This window comes from Geotalea daltonii FRC-32 (assembly GCF_000022265.1).
Classification (GTDB): Bacteria; Desulfobacterota; Desulfuromonadia; order Geobacterales; family Geobacteraceae; genus Geotalea; species Geotalea daltonii.
Window position 1 is genome coordinate 620,933 of the sequence record NC_011979.1, and the last position, 15,192, is coordinate 636,124.

The 15,192-nt window shown below is 54.9% G+C and carries 12 protein-coding genes; 2 read left to right on the top strand and 10 right to left on the bottom strand.

The features are described from left to right. Positions 1 to 105: 105 nt before the first annotated feature. Together GEOB_RS02720 and GEOB_RS02725 are read left to right on the top strand one after the other, a co-directional pair. Positions 106 to 2,370 (top strand): sigma 54-interacting transcriptional regulator, encoded by a 2,265-nt coding sequence (locus GEOB_RS02720; protein WP_012645645.1) that lies wholly within the window; start codon positions 106 to 108, stop codon positions 2,368 to 2,370. Between the two features lie 301 nt (positions 2,371 to 2,671). Beyond that, positions 2,672 to 2,857, top strand: a complete 186-nt coding sequence (locus GEOB_RS02725) for a hydrogenase expression protein HypE (protein WP_041267297.1) — start codon at positions 2,672 to 2,674, stop codon at positions 2,855 to 2,857. A gap of 82 nt (positions 2,858 to 2,939) precedes the next feature. Here GEOB_RS02725 and cysS read toward each other — a convergent pair whose 3' ends face one another. The 10 genes from cysS to ispD all read right to left on the bottom strand — a co-directional run bounded on the left by cysS (position 2,940) and on the right by ispD (position 15,182). Next, positions 2,940 to 4,424 (bottom strand): cysteine--tRNA ligase, encoded by a 1,485-nt coding sequence (gene cysS / locus GEOB_RS02730; RefSeq protein ID WP_012645647.1) that lies wholly within the window; start codon positions 4,422 to 4,424, stop codon positions 2,940 to 2,942. A gap of 87 nt (positions 4,425 to 4,511) precedes the next feature. After that, positions 4,512 to 4,883, bottom strand: coding sequence for a response regulator transcription factor (locus GEOB_RS02735; RefSeq protein WP_012645648.1), 372 nt, complete (start codon positions 4,881 to 4,883; stop codon positions 4,512 to 4,514). Positions 4,884 to 4,888: 5 nt separating this feature from the next. Beyond that, a complete protein-coding gene (gene cheB, locus GEOB_RS02740) occupies positions 4,889 to 5,923 on the bottom strand; it encodes a chemotaxis-specific protein-glutamate methyltransferase CheB (RefSeq protein WP_012645649.1) in 1,035 nt (344 codons plus the stop codon). 39 nt (positions 5,924 to 5,962) lie between these two features. Next, a complete protein-coding gene (locus GEOB_RS02745) occupies positions 5,963 to 8,020 on the bottom strand; it encodes a chemotaxis protein CheW (protein ID WP_012645650.1) in 2,058 nt (685 codons plus the stop codon). Next, positions 8,021 to 9,757 (bottom strand): methyl-accepting chemotaxis protein, encoded by a 1,737-nt coding sequence (locus GEOB_RS02750; protein WP_012645651.1) that lies wholly within the window; start codon positions 9,755 to 9,757, stop codon positions 8,021 to 8,023. A 44-nt stretch (positions 9,758 to 9,801) separates the two neighbouring features. Next, positions 9,802 to 10,347: a chemotaxis protein CheW gene (locus GEOB_RS02755; RefSeq protein ID WP_012645652.1), complete on the bottom strand. Its 546-nt coding sequence runs from the start codon at positions 10,345 to 10,347 to the stop codon at positions 9,802 to 9,804. A 13-nt stretch (positions 10,348 to 10,360) separates the two neighbouring features. Then, entirely contained in the window at positions 10,361 to 12,211 is a 1,851-nt protein-coding gene (locus GEOB_RS02760; RefSeq protein ID WP_012645653.1) for a CheR family methyltransferase, read from the bottom strand. 43 nt (positions 12,212 to 12,254) lie between these two features. Beyond that, on the bottom strand, positions 12,255 to 13,955 hold the full coding sequence (locus GEOB_RS02765) for a glutamine--tRNA ligase/YqeY domain fusion protein (RefSeq protein ID WP_012645654.1): 1,701 nt from the start codon (positions 13,953 to 13,955) through the stop codon (positions 12,255 to 12,257). A gap of 4 nt (positions 13,956 to 13,959) precedes the next feature. Beyond that, positions 13,960 to 14,475 (bottom strand): 2-C-methyl-D-erythritol 2,4-cyclodiphosphate synthase, encoded by a 516-nt coding sequence (ispF, locus tag GEOB_RS02770; RefSeq protein WP_012645655.1) that lies wholly within the window; start codon positions 14,473 to 14,475, stop codon positions 13,960 to 13,962. A gap of 20 nt (positions 14,476 to 14,495) precedes the next feature. Beyond that, positions 14,496 to 15,182, bottom strand: a complete 687-nt coding sequence (gene ispD, locus GEOB_RS02775; RefSeq protein WP_012645656.1) for a 2-C-methyl-D-erythritol 4-phosphate cytidylyltransferase — start codon at positions 15,180 to 15,182, stop codon at positions 14,496 to 14,498. Positions 15,183 to 15,192: the final 10 nt, after the last annotated feature.

Below are 15,192 nucleotides of genomic sequence, written 5' to 3' on the forward strand. Positions count from 1 at the left end.
TTTTTGCCTGTATTCCGGATCGTCTCAAGGTGTGCCAATTCTTGCACATTTTTCCTGATTAGTCTATGCTGTTCAGACCTAAATTCACCTACACGGAAAACCAAAATGGAACCTATCATAACCCTTACCGAGAAATGCAGAAAGTGCTACTCCTGCGTTCGCAGTTGCCCGGTAAAGGCGATCAAGGTGGAAAAGACCTTCACTGAAATCATCTTCGAGCGCTGCATTGGTTGCGGCAATTGCTTGAGTAATTGCCCCCAGCATGCAAAGGTTGTTACCGACAAGGTGGGGGTCGTGGAGAACCTGCTGGCCGGTGAGGAGCCTGTCATTGCGGTTCTGGGGTGTTCCTTTCCTGCCTTCTTTCATACCTTTTCGGCCGGCCAGCTGGCAGCAGGCCTGAAAAAATTGGGCTTTGCCGAAGTACATGAGGGGGCAGCCGGGGTCGAGCTCATAGCGGCCGGATACGCCGAGGCCATGGAAAAAAGCAGCGAGGTGCTGATTTCCTCACACTGTCCGGCCATTGTCGATCTCATCGAGCGTCATTACCCGACCCTGATAAAGAACCTGGTGCGGGTCATCTCGCCGATGGTGGCGATTGGCCGTTTTCTGAAAACTGCCTATGGTCCTGAAGTGAAGGTTGTCTACCTGAGTTCCTGCATTGCAGCAAAATTCGAGATTCAGGCGGAGGAAACCCAAGGCGCTATCGATATGGTTCTTACCTATCGGGAGATGGAAGAAATCTTCCTTAAGCGGGGAATTCTACCGGCTCTTCTGGCGGAAGATGCCTTCGACGGTCTGGAGCCCCATCTGGGAAGGTTGTTTCCCATTGCGGAAGGTACCTTCAAGGCCTTTTCCATTGCCACCGACCCCCTTGATACGGAAATCGTCACCGCTGCCGGAGAGGTTAATGCCATGGGAATCATCAAGGACCTGGCGGCAGGGCGTATCAATCCGCGTATTGTCGATATACGTTTCTGTTATGACGGCTGTATCGGTGGCCCCGGCAAGAAATCAGAGCTGACAGAGTTCTACAAACGAAACCTCATCATTGCCCATTTCAAAAACGATGCTCCCTATCGCACTGCTTCCCATTACCAGGGGGAGCAAAAGCAGATTTCCCTCACCCGTTCCTTTACCGGCAAATACGTCAGGCTGAAGGTGCCGAAGGGGAGCGACGTCAAAAAGATCCTTCATGCCACCAACAAATTCACCCAGAAGGACGAACTGAACTGCCGTGCCTGCGGGTACCGGACCTGCCGTGAGTATGCGGTTGCCGTTTATCAAGGGCTGGCGGATCTGGAGATGTGTCTGCCCCATACCCTGCAGCAGCTGGTAGAAGACCGCGGACGGCTGATCGAGAAATACGAGCTGGCCAGGAGGGAGCTGGACCGGGAATATGGCGATGAATTCATCGTCGGTGACGATGGAGGGACCATAGAGGTGCTGGATCTTATCAAGCAGGTGGGCCCCACGCCGACAACGGTGCTGATCCGGGGAGAATCCGGTACCGGCAAGGAGTTGACAGCTAGGGCCATACACCGCTACAGCAAGAGAAACGACAAGCCGCTGGTGACGGTCAACTGTACCACCATTACCGATTCGCTCCTGGAAAGCGAACTCTTCGGCCACAAAAAGGGCGCCTTTACCGGGGCTATCATCGACAAGAAGGGCCTGTTCGAGGCAGCGGACGGCGGGACCATCTTTCTCGACGAGATCGGCGACATAACGCCGAAACTGCAGGCCGAGCTTTTGCGGGTGCTCGACTCGGGGGAGGTGAGGCCGGTCGGCGGAACCACCTCAAGGAAGGTTGATGTCCGCCTCATCGCCGCTACCAATAAGGAGCTTGAAACGGGAGTCAGGGACGGCTGGTTCAGGGAGGATCTCTACTACCGGCTCAATGTCTTCGCCATCACCATGCCGCCTTTGCGCAGCCGGGTCGAATCCATTCCTCTCCTGGCCCACCATTTTCTGGAAAAGGCCCGCAACAAGTTGAACAAGAGCATCATCGGCCTGGAAGACCGGGCAGTCAAGGCGATGATGCAGTACTCGTGGCCCGGCAATATCAGGGAGATGCAGAACGTCATCGAGCGGGCTGCTGTTCTTACCCACGATGAGATCATCAAGCTGGGCAACCTGCCGCTGGTTTTTGCCGAAAACTATGCAGAAGAGGCCGATGATGTGCCTGACCTGAGATCGTTCAAGCTGGAGCGCGAACCGCACGTGATGAGAGTGGAGAAGAAGCTTATCCAGCGCTATCTGGCAGATGCCGGCGGCAATGTGTCAAAAGCGGCACAACTTGCCAATATCCCCCGGAGGAGCTTTTATCGACTGCTGGACAAGCATGGCCTGAAGGGGCGGGGAGCTGACTAACCTACACCAGTTGCGGTTTCACAAGTTTTAGTAATTTTATGATCCTGTTTGAGAACCTGCGCTTTGCTTTGGTTTTCCAGCTTGCAACGTGCAAAAATGTCCATGGTTGTAATTGATGTGCCAAGAGTGGCACAAAATGTATACAATATGTGAGATGAGAGTGACACTGCGTGGTTAAGAAAGCGCGCAATTTCCAATGGTTAGTGGAAGCATCCTGATGATTTTCTTCTTTGGCACGCATATGGCAAAGAAGAAAATATCTTCGGTAAAAATTAAAACACTGACTATAGGAGAACACAACATGGGCAGAATGAGAGAGAATCCACGTTATAACGTAATTTCCATGAGGATCAGCGATGAAGAGAGGGAAACCCTGGAGCAGATCGTCAGTACCACCAACAGAAGCGTTTCCGATATCATGAGAGAGGCAATGGACCTTGTCAAGGAGCGTTTAGGCTCTTTGGAAATGGCCCGCAAAGCCGCCTGAATAAAAGGGAATCCGTAGAACAAAAGAAGGCCGCATAAGCGGCCTTCTTTTATGGTGGTTCCTGGTTTACCTCGTGGCTCAGCTATTTTACACTCCAGGTTGTTCCCTGTTGTGAATCGAGAAGGACGATGTTTTTGGCCGCGAGCTGGTCACGAATTTCGTCGCTTCGTTTGAAATCCTTTGCCTTTCTTGCCGCCGTCCTTTCGGCAATCAGGCGTTCTATTTCATCGACTGCGATATCAAGATTGCCTGCTTTGCGGCTTTTGAGCCTTTCCAGAAATGATGCCGGCTTAGAGGAAAAAATACCGAGGACGCCGGCGATCTTTGCCACTTCGGCCTTTATCAGGGTGCAGAGGCTGCAGATATTGTCGGATGCTCCAGCTGTTTCGCTCAGCACGCGGTTGACGCAGCGCACCAGGTCGAAAACGTGGGCCATGGCCAGGGCGGTATTGAAATCATCGTCCATGGCCTCTCCGAAACGGGCAGAAATGGAAGTTGTTTTGTCGAAAAGTTCCCCTTCGGCTTCATTCAATGATGATGCATCGACTGGGGCTCCGGTGCAGCCATTGCCAGCTGCCAGAGTCTCCTCTACTGCGGCCAGCGCTTTGTAAATTCTTTCCAGCCCAGCCTCTGCCTCGGTCAGGTTCTGATCGGAAAAATCGATGGGCGAGCGGTAGTGGGCCGAAAGCAGGAAAAAGCGGAGCACCTCATTGTCATACCGGTCCAGCACCTCTTTGATGGTAAAGAAGTTGCCCAGTGACTTGCTCATCTTTTCCGAGTTTATGTTGACGAAGCCATTGTGCAGCCAATAGTTGACGAAGGGCTTGCCGGTGGCAGCTTCGGACTGGGCGATTTCGTTTTCATGGTGGGGAAAGATCAGGTCTTTGCCGCCGCCATGGATGTCGAAGGTTGTCCCCAGATATTTCATGCTCATGGCTGAGCATTCAATGTGCCACCCGGGGCGGCCTTTCCCCCAGGGGGACTCCCAGAAGGGTTCGCCCGGCTTCGCCTCTTTCCAGAGGGCGAAATCCATGGGGTGGCGCTTGCGCTCGTCCACCTCTATCCTGGCGCCGGCCTGCATGTCCTCCAGGGTGCGCCCGGAAAGTTTCAGGTATGAGTCGAATTTCTCCACGCAGAAGTTGACGTCGCCCCCCGCCTGATAGGCAAAGTCCTTGTCGATGAGCGTCTGCACCAGGGAGATGATTTCGTCGATATGCTCGGTAGCCTTCGGCTGGCAGGTGGGCAACTTCAGGCCCAGCCGTTCCATATCCCGGTCAAACTCCTTGATGAACCGCTCAGAGATGAGGTCATAGGTCACCCCTTCACGATTGGCCCGGTTGATGATCTTGTCGTCGATGTCGGTGTAGTTGCGCACATAGGTCACATCCAGCCCAAGATGGCAGAAGTAGCGGTAGATGACGTCGAAAACCACATTTGCCCTGGCATGGCCGATGTGGCAGTGATCATAGACTGTGACCCCGCAGACATACATCTTGACCTTCCCCGGCTCGACCGGGACAAACTCTTCTTTGTTTCCCGAAAGGGTATTATAGACGCGCAAGCCCATGAAAATCCTTTAGTTTAGCGATTTGAAGCACCGGTGAATCTAGCATAACCTGCTGTTGAAGTGAAGAAATTTTACCTCTGTCACGGGTCAGGGGAGAAAGTTCCTGACTGTGGTGACGATGCCGGCAGGGGAAAACGGCTTGCTGATGTAACCGTCGGCACCCGATTCGTCGGTGAGGCGGCGAAGTTCGTCTTCGCTCTTCGACGAGAGGAGCAGGATAGGGATCTGACTGATGAAATCCTTTTCCTTGAGGAGCTTCACCTTTTTGTTCCCTTCGAGCATGGGCAGCATCACATCCATGATGATGAGGTCAGGCCTGTCGGCAGAAAAAATATAGCCGTTGGCTTCAAGGCCATTGTGGGCGCAGAATACTTTATAGCCTGCTTCTTCCAGGGCATCACGGGCCATCATCAGCACCAGTTCGCTGTCGTCGACGATAAGTATTTTATTCTTTGCCATGGAGGTCAGCTCCTTGCATCAAACAAGCGTGAAATGGTCTGCGGAATATCACCCAGAGGTACGATCATGTCGACGGCATCCATGGCGATAGCCGCCTTGGGCATGCCGAATACAGCACAGCTCTTTTCATCCTGGGCAATAGTCATACCTCCCTGTTTCCGGATTTGAGTCAGCCCCTCTGCCCCGTCTTTGCCCATGCCGGACAAAAGAACACCAACGACTGCGCCCCCATGTTCGAGAGCAAGGGATTTAAAGAGCACATCGATTGAAGGGCGGCAGCTGTTGACCGGCTGGTCCTTTATCAGTTTTATTTTACCATCTGAAACGGTCATGTGGTAGTTGCTGGGGGCGACCAATGCCGTCCCCGGCAGGAACACATCTCCATCCTTGGCCAGGCGGACGGGAATGTTGCTTTCCCGGTTCAGCCATTGGGCAAAGCCATAGGCAAAGCCGCTGGCGATATGCTGGACAATGAAGATGCTGGCATCGAAGCCGGCCGGAAGGGACCGAACTATCTTCATGACTGCCTGGGGGCCGCCGGTTGATGCACCGATAGCCAGTATTCGATGGGTTTCCCCCGGTTTGGATTCCGAAGCGACCATTGCTCGACGTCTGGTCGGAGGCCTGCGGCGGATTACCTTGATCCGGGCCAGCATCCTGACTTTTTCGATGATATCCGAGGTGAAGCAGGGGGAAATGGTGTCGGTGGTGAAGCCTTCCGGCTTGGCCATGACATCCAGTGCTCCTCTTTTGATGGCGGCAAAGGCGTTGTTGACGTCCCGATCCCCGAGACTGGCAGAAAGGACCAGGATCGGCGTCGGCGAATGGGCCATGATCTCCTCTATGGCGGTCAAACCGTCCATGATCGGCATCATCAGATCCATCAGGACCAGGTCCGGCTTCAGCTTCTGTGTGAGTTCAACGGCGGCGGTGCCGTCTGCTGCTTCGCCGACGACGATGATATCGCTGGTCAGCCGGAATATATCCTTGATTACCTCCCTGGTCAGGGCGGAATCGTCTGTAATAAGAACTTTTATCATTTTCAATGGTAATCTTTCATGATCACTGTCAAAACGGCGTCAGCCAACGAAGGCCTCCACCGTTGCCAGCAGATTTCCCTGGTCGAAGCTTCCCTTGACGATGTATGCCTGGGCGCCGGCGTCCATGGCCTCACGTTTGTCTGCATCGGTGGCCAGAGAGGAAACAATGATGATCGGCACTTCTCGGTACTTCTCAATGGCACGCAGGCGCCTGGTCAGTTCAAAACCGGTAATGCCCGGCATCATAACGTCGGAAATGACCAGATCGTAAGTGGTGCCGGCCACCTTTTCCAGGGCATCTTCGCCGGAGATGGCTATGTCCACATCGTAACCGTGTGCCATCAGGATGCTGCGCTCCATAGTGCGTGTGGTTATGGAATCATCCACCACCAGGATGCGTGTCTTGACCGCCTTTTCCTCATCTCTGCCGAGCCTTGATGCGAAACCGGCAGTAATTCCAACTTCAGCTGCGGTGAAAAGATCGGGAACGTTCAGGATCAGGGCCGGATCGCCGCTACCAAGAATGGTTGCCCCAAAGACGAAATGTACGTTTTTCATTTGATTACTCAGAGATTTAACGACAATCCCGGAGCTTTCCAGGGTTGCATCAACAGCGCAGGCCAGATATTGACTCCCCTGTCCCAACACCACTACCGTAAGCTTTTCCTCGGGGAAAAACTTACTGGGCTCAGGCAGGCCAAGGAGAGAGGCCAATGATACCAAGGGTATGGAGCTGCCGCGCAGGGAGATGACTTCTTTGCCGGCCGCGGTGACAATGTCTTCGGCCCTTATTTTCAGCGTCTCCTGGACATAGGAAAGGGGAACTGCAAAACACTCGTCGCTGCAGAGGATCAGCAGCGCCTCCATCATGGAAAGGGTAAGCGGCAGTTGCAGTGACATTTCGGTGAAGCGTCCCACCTCGCTCCTTATGGTCAGGTTACCTTTGAGCCGCTCCAGGTTTTTTTTCACCACGCTCATGCCGATGCCGCGCCCCGAGGTGTCGGTGATGAAGTCCCTGGTGGAAAATCCCTCCTCCATGATCAGCTCGATGACAGCCTTGTCCTCCATGGCTGCAGCTTCTTCCTGGCCCAGCAGACCCTTGCTCACCGCGGTTTTTCTGACCAGAGCCGGATTGATGCCCCGCCCGTCATCACGGATGACGATGTTGACACCCCCTTCTTCAAGCCTGGCGGCAATTTCTATGGATCCCTTGGGTTTTTTCCCTTCCACAAGTCGCTCTTCGAGTGTTTCGATGCCATGGTCGATGCAATTCCTTAGAATGTGCAGGATCATCGGTTTGACCGCTTCCAGCAGCACCCGGTCCATTTCGATCTGGGCTCCTGTGACGGAAAACTCGATCATTTTGCCGTGCTCCCGGGACAGGTCCCGGATCATGCGTTCGAATCCGTCGGTGATGGTGTGCAAGGGAAGCATGCGCAGGGCCAGGGCGTCGTCGTGGAGTTCCTGAACCAGGTATGCCAGGTAGAGAACGTCCTCCTCCAGGTCGTTCCGGAATTGGCGCAGTCCCGGGAGGAGAGGGGACTTTGCGTTGGTGTTGCACAATTCATTCAGCCGGAGGAGACTGCTTTCAAAGCGTTTTTTATTGATGATCAGCTCGCCCAGGCGGTTGATGAGGCTGTCCAGGATCTTGACATTGGTCCTTACCGTCTCTTCACTGGCGATTTCATGCTGCAGCTTCTTTTCCACCACCTGGGGATGGATTTCCCCCTGGTCGAAAGCCAGCAGGAACTGGGGGACGTCGAAGGGAATCTCTTCATTGCTGCTGAAAGCCTTGATAAGACGGGATATGGCATCGGCTCCCTTGAGAAGAATATCTATGATCTGATCATCGACCCTTTTCTGTCCCTTTTCTATCTCTTCAAAGAGGTCTTCCATGCGGTGACCGATGGCGCTGATTTCCTCAAGACCAACCAGCTTTGCCGACCCCTTGAGAGTGTGGGCATTGCGCATCAGTTCCCTGAGCAGCACCTTGTCGTCCGGAGTCTTTTCCAGGGCAAGAAGCCCCTTCTGCAGCGAGTCCAGATGTTCGCGGCCCTCTTTGAAAAATATGGAGAGATATTTGTTCCGGTTGGGCATCTACGCCTCTTTTTCGCTCAGGTCCCGCAGTTTTTCCGTCTGCTCCATGATATCGGAAATGGCCCTTTCCGTTTCATTGGCGCTGGCCGCCACTTGCTGTGCCACATCCCGCACTTCTGTCATTGTTTCGGCCATTTGCTCGCAGGCGGAGGTCTGCTGCTGGGTGGAAAGTGTTATTTCCTTGGCGGCGCGGGCAGTTTCTTCAACCATGTTGATGATGTTGGTGAATGAGAGCTGGACCTTGTCGACCAGTGCCGATGCGTCATCGACCCCTTTGGTTCCCTCTTCCGTGACCATGATGGTGCTGTTGGTCGCTTTTTGAATTTCTTCGATGAGCCCCTTGATCTGCTTGGTCGCATCCACCGTGCGCTGTGCCAGTCGTTTCACCTCCTGGGCGACGATGGCAAAGCGTTTGCCCGCCTCTCCGGCGCCGGCAGCCTCGATGGCGGCATTCAGCGCCAGGAGGTTCGTCTGGTCGCTGATCTCATCGATTATTTCCACGATACCGCCGATCTTCTGACTGTTATCACCCAGTTGAAGCATACTTTCGGCAATGCTCTGCACCTGGGTTTTCAGCACCGCCATACCGTCGATGGCGTTTGTCACGTCGCCGGTGCCGACGGTACAGCTGCGGGTGGTCTCCTCAGCCATGGATTCCACCGATTTGGCATTATCGGTGATCTGTTTGGCGGTGATGGCTATTTCTTCCGAAGTGGTGGTTACTTCCTGGACGGCGCTCGCCTGCTGGGTCGCGCCGGAAGATTGCTGGGCGCTGATGGCCATCATTTCGTTGGCTGAGCTGGACAAAAGAATGATTGCTTCCTTGATGGAGGCGATGAGCCGCGCGCTTTTTTCAATCTCCCCCTTCAGGTTTTTGACGATGACATTGGTCATGGTGTTGAACGCCTCGGCGAGAGTGCCTATCTCGTCGCCGGTCTCAACCGGGATCTGTTCGTCCAGATTGCCGTCGGCAATGCGCCGTGCCGCCGCCGTCAGGTTGAGGAGAGGACGCATATAATAGCGGACGACGAAAAAGATGGTGACGCTGGAAACCAGCAGCATGAGGAACATGGAGCCGATGATCTGAGTCCTCAACTCGGCGATGCGCTTGTCGGTTTTCTCCATGGAGAAGCCGACCCTGAACGCTCCCCAGTGCTTGCCGTTGACATAGACCGGCGCCGAAATATCCCACATCCGCTCCCCGGTGTCGCGGAAATAAACCTGCTGGAGGAGTTCCTTCTGATTCTTTGCCGCAAGCATGCCCACTTCGTCATTGAAAATGCGCTTGGTCCGGTTGTTGATCAGGTCCTTTGCCCTGTCGCCGGTCAGCGGCTGGGAGTATTTTGTGTTATGGGTGGGCAAGTAACTGTTGCGATCAACTGCTGCCGCAAATACCACCTGGTCGTCTTTCAGGTACTCGTCTTCCAGCTCCTGGATGTTTTCGTCGAGGTATCTGTCGAACCTGGTGTGGAACTTCTGCGGGTAGGTATTGGGAATGGGGACATAATTCTCATCGAATATGTCCGTCTCGGACAAAGTGCCCTGTTTTATCGCCAGTTCCAGGACTTGCTCTGTCATCTTTGCTCCGGCAAGGGCTTCGATCCTCCCCTTGGAGAGTAGCTCGCCTTCCATGGAGGCGCTCCTCGATCTGACGAAGTAGATGGTAAAGAAGGTCATGATGACGACCATTACCAGAATGAGAATTCCGGCAATTTTCAATGACAGGTTGTTAAACATGGCAACTCCTTGCAGGCGTTCCGTTAAACGCCGATGATCCTTTTTTATTGGTTATTGTCGGCCACAATGTCAGGGGACTGTAAAAGCTTTGCCATGTCCAGCATCATGATCAGCATGCCGTCAATGTTCAACTGACCGCGGATATACTCCCGCTGTTTCTCATTGAGAGATTTGACCGCAGGCTCAAGGGCGTTCAGTGGCAGTGCCCGCACCCCCTCCACCGTTTCGGCGATGATGCCGGTGACAAACTTTTCCGATTTGACGACGACGATCCTGGAGAAAGGAGAAAGGGGGAGCTGGGGCAGGCCAAGCAGAGGCCTGATATCGATGGCTGCGGTAATCTCGCCACGGAGATTGAAAACGCCGGTGAGGAAGTCCTGAACACGCGGCAGCTTCACCAGCCTGGGGATGCGGATGACCTCGGAGGCGTAACCTGTTTCGAAGGCGAAGGTCTCACCACCGAGGGTCAGGGTGATAAATTCCTGCTCCTCTTCCCGTGCCTCTTCCACCTCTGACAGGGCGTGCCAGTACTCGTCCCTCATTTCATTCAGGATAGAGCGGATTTCGTCGGTTCCGTTCTTCACTACCATGTCGCTTCCCTTCTTAATCTGCCTTTGCCAATTCTTTATTCAACTGATCCATGAACAGCTCCCTTGTCAGGCCGCCGGAATAGGGAATGGCCGCTTTGGCTTTCAGCCCGGCCACAATCCGTAGTGAATTATTCAGCTCCCTGAGCCGTTCCTTTTTTCTGCCCAGCCGTGCATAGAGCTGTGCCAGCTGGTAATGGGCCATGACGAAGTCATGTTGCAGGAGGATCGCCTTGCGGTATTCCTCACCGGCCTCCGGCAAGCGGTCGGTCATCTCATATACAAGTCCCTTGAGGAAATATGCCTCCGGCAGCAGGTCGTCGGTCTTCAATGCAGCTTCGCACGCTGCAAGTGCCTCAGTGAAACGCCCGTCATTGGCCAGAGTAAAACCATAGAGAATGAGGGCTCCGGTATGATCAGGACGATGTTGCAGTATATCCTGCAAAAGTCTGGCTGTCTCGGAGAAATTTTCCTCCCTGAAGAGTTCTTGGGCATGTAGATGGAGCCTCTCCCAGTCAACAGCCTGCGGGGATGCCGGTGCAGGTGCAGTGGTATTTACCGGTGCCGGGGTTTGCTCTTGCCGGCTCTTTGCTTTTGCCGGTGCAGGTTGCCGGGGAGGAGCAGGTTCGGTTGGAATCCCGTTTTTTGCCGTTTTCTTCCGGTAGTAGAAGCTGCCGTCATGGCTTTGTCTTTCGAAGCGGCTCGATATCTGGGCCATGGTCTCGGCATGCCCCAAGAAGAGGTAACCGCCGGGCTTGAGACAATTGGATATTTTCTCGATTATTTGCCTGGTGATGTCAATGGTGAAATAAATGGTGACGTTGCGGCAGAAGACGGCATCGAATCGTTCCCGGTCCTGTTCCTCCTGGTCGGGAGTGGAAGACGTGAGATTATGGTGGGCGAATCTGACCAGGCTTTTAACCTCGTCCCTGATCCTGAACTTCTTGCCGCTTTTTTCGAAATAGCGATCCAGGTTGCGCTTTTCCATGACGCGCATGGCCCAGGGGCTGTATATGCCTTCCTGTGCCCGTTTCAGAGCCCGGTTGTCGATATCGGTGGCAAGAATGCTGATATCATGTTTCTTCCAGTCGGAGATGGCTTCCATGACGGTTATGGCCAGGGAATAGGGCTCTTCGCCTGTGGAGCAGCCAGCCGACCAAAGCCTGAGCTTCAGCCTTTCCCCCTGGGCAAGCCCGGACCGTTTTTCTGCCAGTATCTGGCCCAGTGCCTCGAAGTGGGCATGGTAACGGAAAAAATAAGTCTCGCCGATGGTGAGAAACGGCAGCAGTTTTTTCAGTTCCTGCCGGCTTTCCTGGTGCAACACCAGGTAATGGTAATATTCTTCGAAAGAGCTGATCTTCAGGGCAGCCATGCGGTTCAACAGACCCCGTTCCAGGAGCTTCTGGTTGCGCCGATCGAAATGGAGGCCGCTTTCTTGAAGGAGATATTGGGAGTAAAGACGGTAGGTATCGTCGCCAAGGGTTTCTGTTTGCCGGGGCAGGGACTGTTTTCTTCCCCTGGCGATGGCCTCCAGATCTTCGGCAAGTCTTACCGTATCCAGGGGTTGGGGGAGAAAGTCAAAAAGATTGAGGAGCTCGAATTCAAGCTCGGGAACATCAGAGATGACGATGATGGGCACATGACGGGTTTCAACCGCACGCTGCAGGCGGCTGATCATCTCGACGGCCCCCATGTCGGAGGTGGAAATTTCAAGGATAATAGCTGCCGGTCGATTTGCTGCGGCGGCCTGCAGGGCATCTGCATAAAGCTGGACGCAGGAGACTTCATGTCCGGCCGTTGCCAGCAGGTTGACGAGGTAGTCGCAGAACGCCTTATTTTCGTTTATTACCAGGATCTGCAGCGGCATTCCATCCTTTATCCAGGCTGTTGAAGTTCCACACGCGGGGCCGTCATTCTTTCTTGCCGCCGGCTCCCCACGAATCGCGCAGGGTGGCGGTGCGGTTAAATACAGGTCTTCCGTCGTCAGCCAGTGAGCCCACATGAAAGTATCCCTGGCGCTCGAACTGATAGCTGGAGCCCGGTGCGGCCTTTGCCAGATCCGGCTCAAGACAGGCGGTATCCAGCACCTGCAGGGAGTCTTTATTAATGAAAGTCTTGAAGTCCTGCCCCCCCTTGTCCGGATTGGGGACAGTAAAGAGGCGGTCATAGAGGCGGACTTCGGCTTTCACGGCATGGAGCGCCGAGACCCAGTGGATGGTGCCCTTGATCTTGCGGCCATCAGGAGCTGAACCCCCTCTGGAGGCCGGATCGTAACTGCAGTGGACTTCCACGATTTTGCCCGCTTCATCTTTGACGACGCTTTCGCATTTGACGATGTAGGCGTAGCGCAGGCGCACCTCTCGCCCAGGTGCCAGGCGGAAGAAACCCTTCGGCGGTTCTTCGAGAAAATCGTCCTGCTCGATATAAATCTCTTTGGCAAAGGGAACCATCCGTGAGCCCATGGCCGGATCGTTGGGATGATTGGCCGCCTCGAACTCTTCGGTCATTGCTGCGGGATAGTTGTCGATCACCAGCTTGAGAGGGCGCAGGACCGCCATCGCCCGGGGCGCCCTGAAATTGAGGTCGTTGCGGACACACTCTTCCAATATACTCATGTCGATCCAGCTGTCGCTCTTGCCGACGCCGATCTGGTCGCAGAAGCTGCGGATGGACTCGGGGGTATAACCGCGCATCCGTAAGCCGGACAAGGTCGGCATGCGCGGATCGTCCCAGCCGGAGACATCGCCATCCTGAACCAGTTGCAGAAGCTTCCGCTTGCTCATCACCGTGTAGGTGAGGTTGAGGCGGGCAAACTCGTACTGATGGGGCTGGTAGATGCCGAGCCGTTCCAGGAACCATTCATAGAGGGGGCGGTGGTCGGCGAATTCCAGTGTGCAGACGGAATGGGTGATTCCTTCGATGGAGTCGCTCTGGCCGTGGGCGAAGTCGTACATGGGATAGATGCACCATTTGTCGCCGGCGTGGGGATGGGGAGTGTGGAGAATGCGATACATGACCGGGTCGCGCAGGTTGAGGTTGGGGGAGGCCATGTCGATCTTTGCCCGCAGCACCTTGGCCCCATCGGCAAACTCGCCGGCACGCATCCGGCGGAAAAGCTGAAGGTTTTCTTCCGGGGTGCGGCTGCGGCAGGGGCTCTCCTTGCCCGGTTCGGTGAGGGTGCCGCGGTAGGCGCGGATCTCATCGGCGGTCAGGTCTTCCACGTAGGCATCACCCTGGCGGATCAGCTGTTCCGCCCACTGGTAGAGCTGCTCGAAATAGTCGGAGGCGTAGTAAAGGTGTTTCCCCCAGTCAAAGCCGAGCCAGCGGACGTTTTCCTTGATAGCTTCCGCGTATTCCACATCCTCCTTGGCCGGATTGGTGTCGTCGAAGCGAAGGTGGCAGCGGCCGCCGAAGTCCCGGGCCAGGCCGAAGTTGAGGCAGATGGATTTGGCGTGGCCGATGTGCAGGTAGCCATTGGGCTCGGGCGGAAAGCGGGTGACGATAGTTTTGTGTTTGCCGCATTTCAGGTCTTCTTCGACGATGTTGCGAATAAAGTTTGTTGTTGCCGTAGTTTCCGGTGCAGATATATTGCTGTTGACGGTAGATTCCATATTTTTACCTCGTTTCCAGGACCTCTCTCGTTTCGGGTGAAAGCTCGTGCCTGCGCTGCAGCAGAGCCACTGCATAGGCGGCTATTCCTTCGCCCCGGCCGCAAAAGCCAAGTTCTTCGGTGGTGGTCGCCTTGACATTGATCCTGCTTGCTTCCGTCTCCAGGGCTTTGGCGATATTCTCCCCCATCAGGGGAATGTGGGCTGCCAGTTTCGGCCTCTGGGCGACGATAGTCGCATCCACGTTGCCGATGGCATACCCGCGGTCGCGGGCCAGCCCCATGACATGCATCAGCAGCTTGATGCTGTCGGCCCCCTTGTAGGCAGGGTCGGTGTCGGGGAAATGTTTGCCGATATCACCTTCGCCGATGGCGCCTAATATGGCGTCGGAAATGGCGTGAAGGAGCACATCTGCATCCGAATGGCCGAGCAGCCCTCTTTCGTAGGGGATATCTACTCCGCCGAGGATCAGTTTCCTGCCGCTGACCAGTTTGTGCACATCATATCCATGACCTATTCTCATTGTAGCCTCTTTCAAGCACTTTATTTCTTCAAAAAAGTCTCCGCCAGCAGCATATCTTCCGGCGTCGTAATCTTTATGTTCCGGTAGTCCCCCATGACCACATGCACCTGTCTGCCCATGCGTTCCACCAGCGAGGCATCGTCGGTTCCCAGGAAGCCTTCGGCGGCAGCAATTTCATGGGCGGCGCTGATGATGCCGTGCCTGAAGGACTGGGGTGTTTGGGCAAGCCAGATGTTTTCCCTGGGTGGGGTGCCGGTCACCACGCCGGCTTCGACGGTCTTTATGGTATCCTTGGCCGGTACGGCCACCAGGGCGCCGTCCCATTGGCTTGCAACCTCAATGGAATGTTTCAATATCTTCGTTGGAATGAAGGGCCTGACTCCGTCATGGATGATGACCACATCGTCTTCCCTGTACCCGTTCAGCGCCCTGATTCCGTTGAGTACCGAATGCTGCCGTTCACTGCCGCCGGCGATGACATCGCGAACCTTGGCGAAGCCGTATTTTCCCACCACCTGCTCACGACAGAAGGCGATCTCCGCTTCGGGGATGACCACATAAATGTCGTCAACAAAGGATGCCTCCTGGAAGACTGCAAGGGTGTGGGCCAGAATGGGCCTGCCGTCCAGGAGCAGGTACTGCTTGTTCATGCCTGCTCCCATGCGTTTCCCCATGCCGGCAGCAGGGATTAGTGCAACGGCTCTCATTTTCCGGCCC

What these genes read in the sequence shown, in the direction of transcription:
- GEOB_RS02720 (WP_012645645.1), top strand. Translation starts at nt 106, where the DNA reads ATGGAACCTATCATAACCCTTACCGAGAAATGCAGAAAGTGCTACTCC.
- GEOB_RS02725 (WP_041267297.1), top strand. Translation starts at nt 2,672, where the DNA reads ATGGGCAGAATGAGAGAGAATCCACGTTATAACGTAATTTCCATGAGG.
- cysS (WP_012645647.1), bottom strand. Translation starts at nt 4,424, where the DNA reads ATGGGCTTGCGCGTCTATAATACCCTTTCGGGAAACAAAGAAGAGTTT.
- GEOB_RS02735 (WP_012645648.1), bottom strand. Translation starts at nt 4,883, where the DNA reads ATGGCAAAGAATAAAATACTTATCGTCGACGACAGCGAACTGGTGCTG.
- cheB (WP_012645649.1), bottom strand. Translation starts at nt 5,923, where the DNA reads ATGATAAAAGTTCTTATTACAGACGATTCCGCCCTGACCAGGGAGGTA.
- GEOB_RS02745 (WP_012645650.1), bottom strand. Translation starts at nt 8,020, where the DNA reads ATGCCCAACCGGAACAAATATCTCTCCATATTTTTCAAAGAGGGCCGC.
- GEOB_RS02750 (WP_012645651.1), bottom strand. Translation starts at nt 9,757, where the DNA reads ATGTTTAACAACCTGTCATTGAAAATTGCCGGAATTCTCATTCTGGTA.
- GEOB_RS02755 (WP_012645652.1), bottom strand. Translation starts at nt 10,347, where the DNA reads ATGGTAGTGAAGAACGGAACCGACGAAATCCGCTCTATCCTGAATGAA.
- GEOB_RS02760 (WP_012645653.1), bottom strand. Translation starts at nt 12,211, where the DNA reads ATGCCGCTGCAGATCCTGGTAATAAACGAAAATAAGGCGTTCTGCGAC.
- GEOB_RS02765 (WP_012645654.1), bottom strand. Translation starts at nt 13,955, where the DNA reads ATGGAATCTACCGTCAACAGCAATATATCTGCACCGGAAACTACGGCA.
- ispF (WP_012645655.1), bottom strand. Translation starts at nt 14,475, where the DNA reads ATGAGAATAGGTCATGGATATGATGTGCACAAACTGGTCAGCGGCAGG.
- ispD (WP_012645656.1), bottom strand. Translation starts at nt 15,182, where the DNA reads ATGAGAGCCGTTGCACTAATCCCTGCTGCCGGCATGGGGAAACGCATG.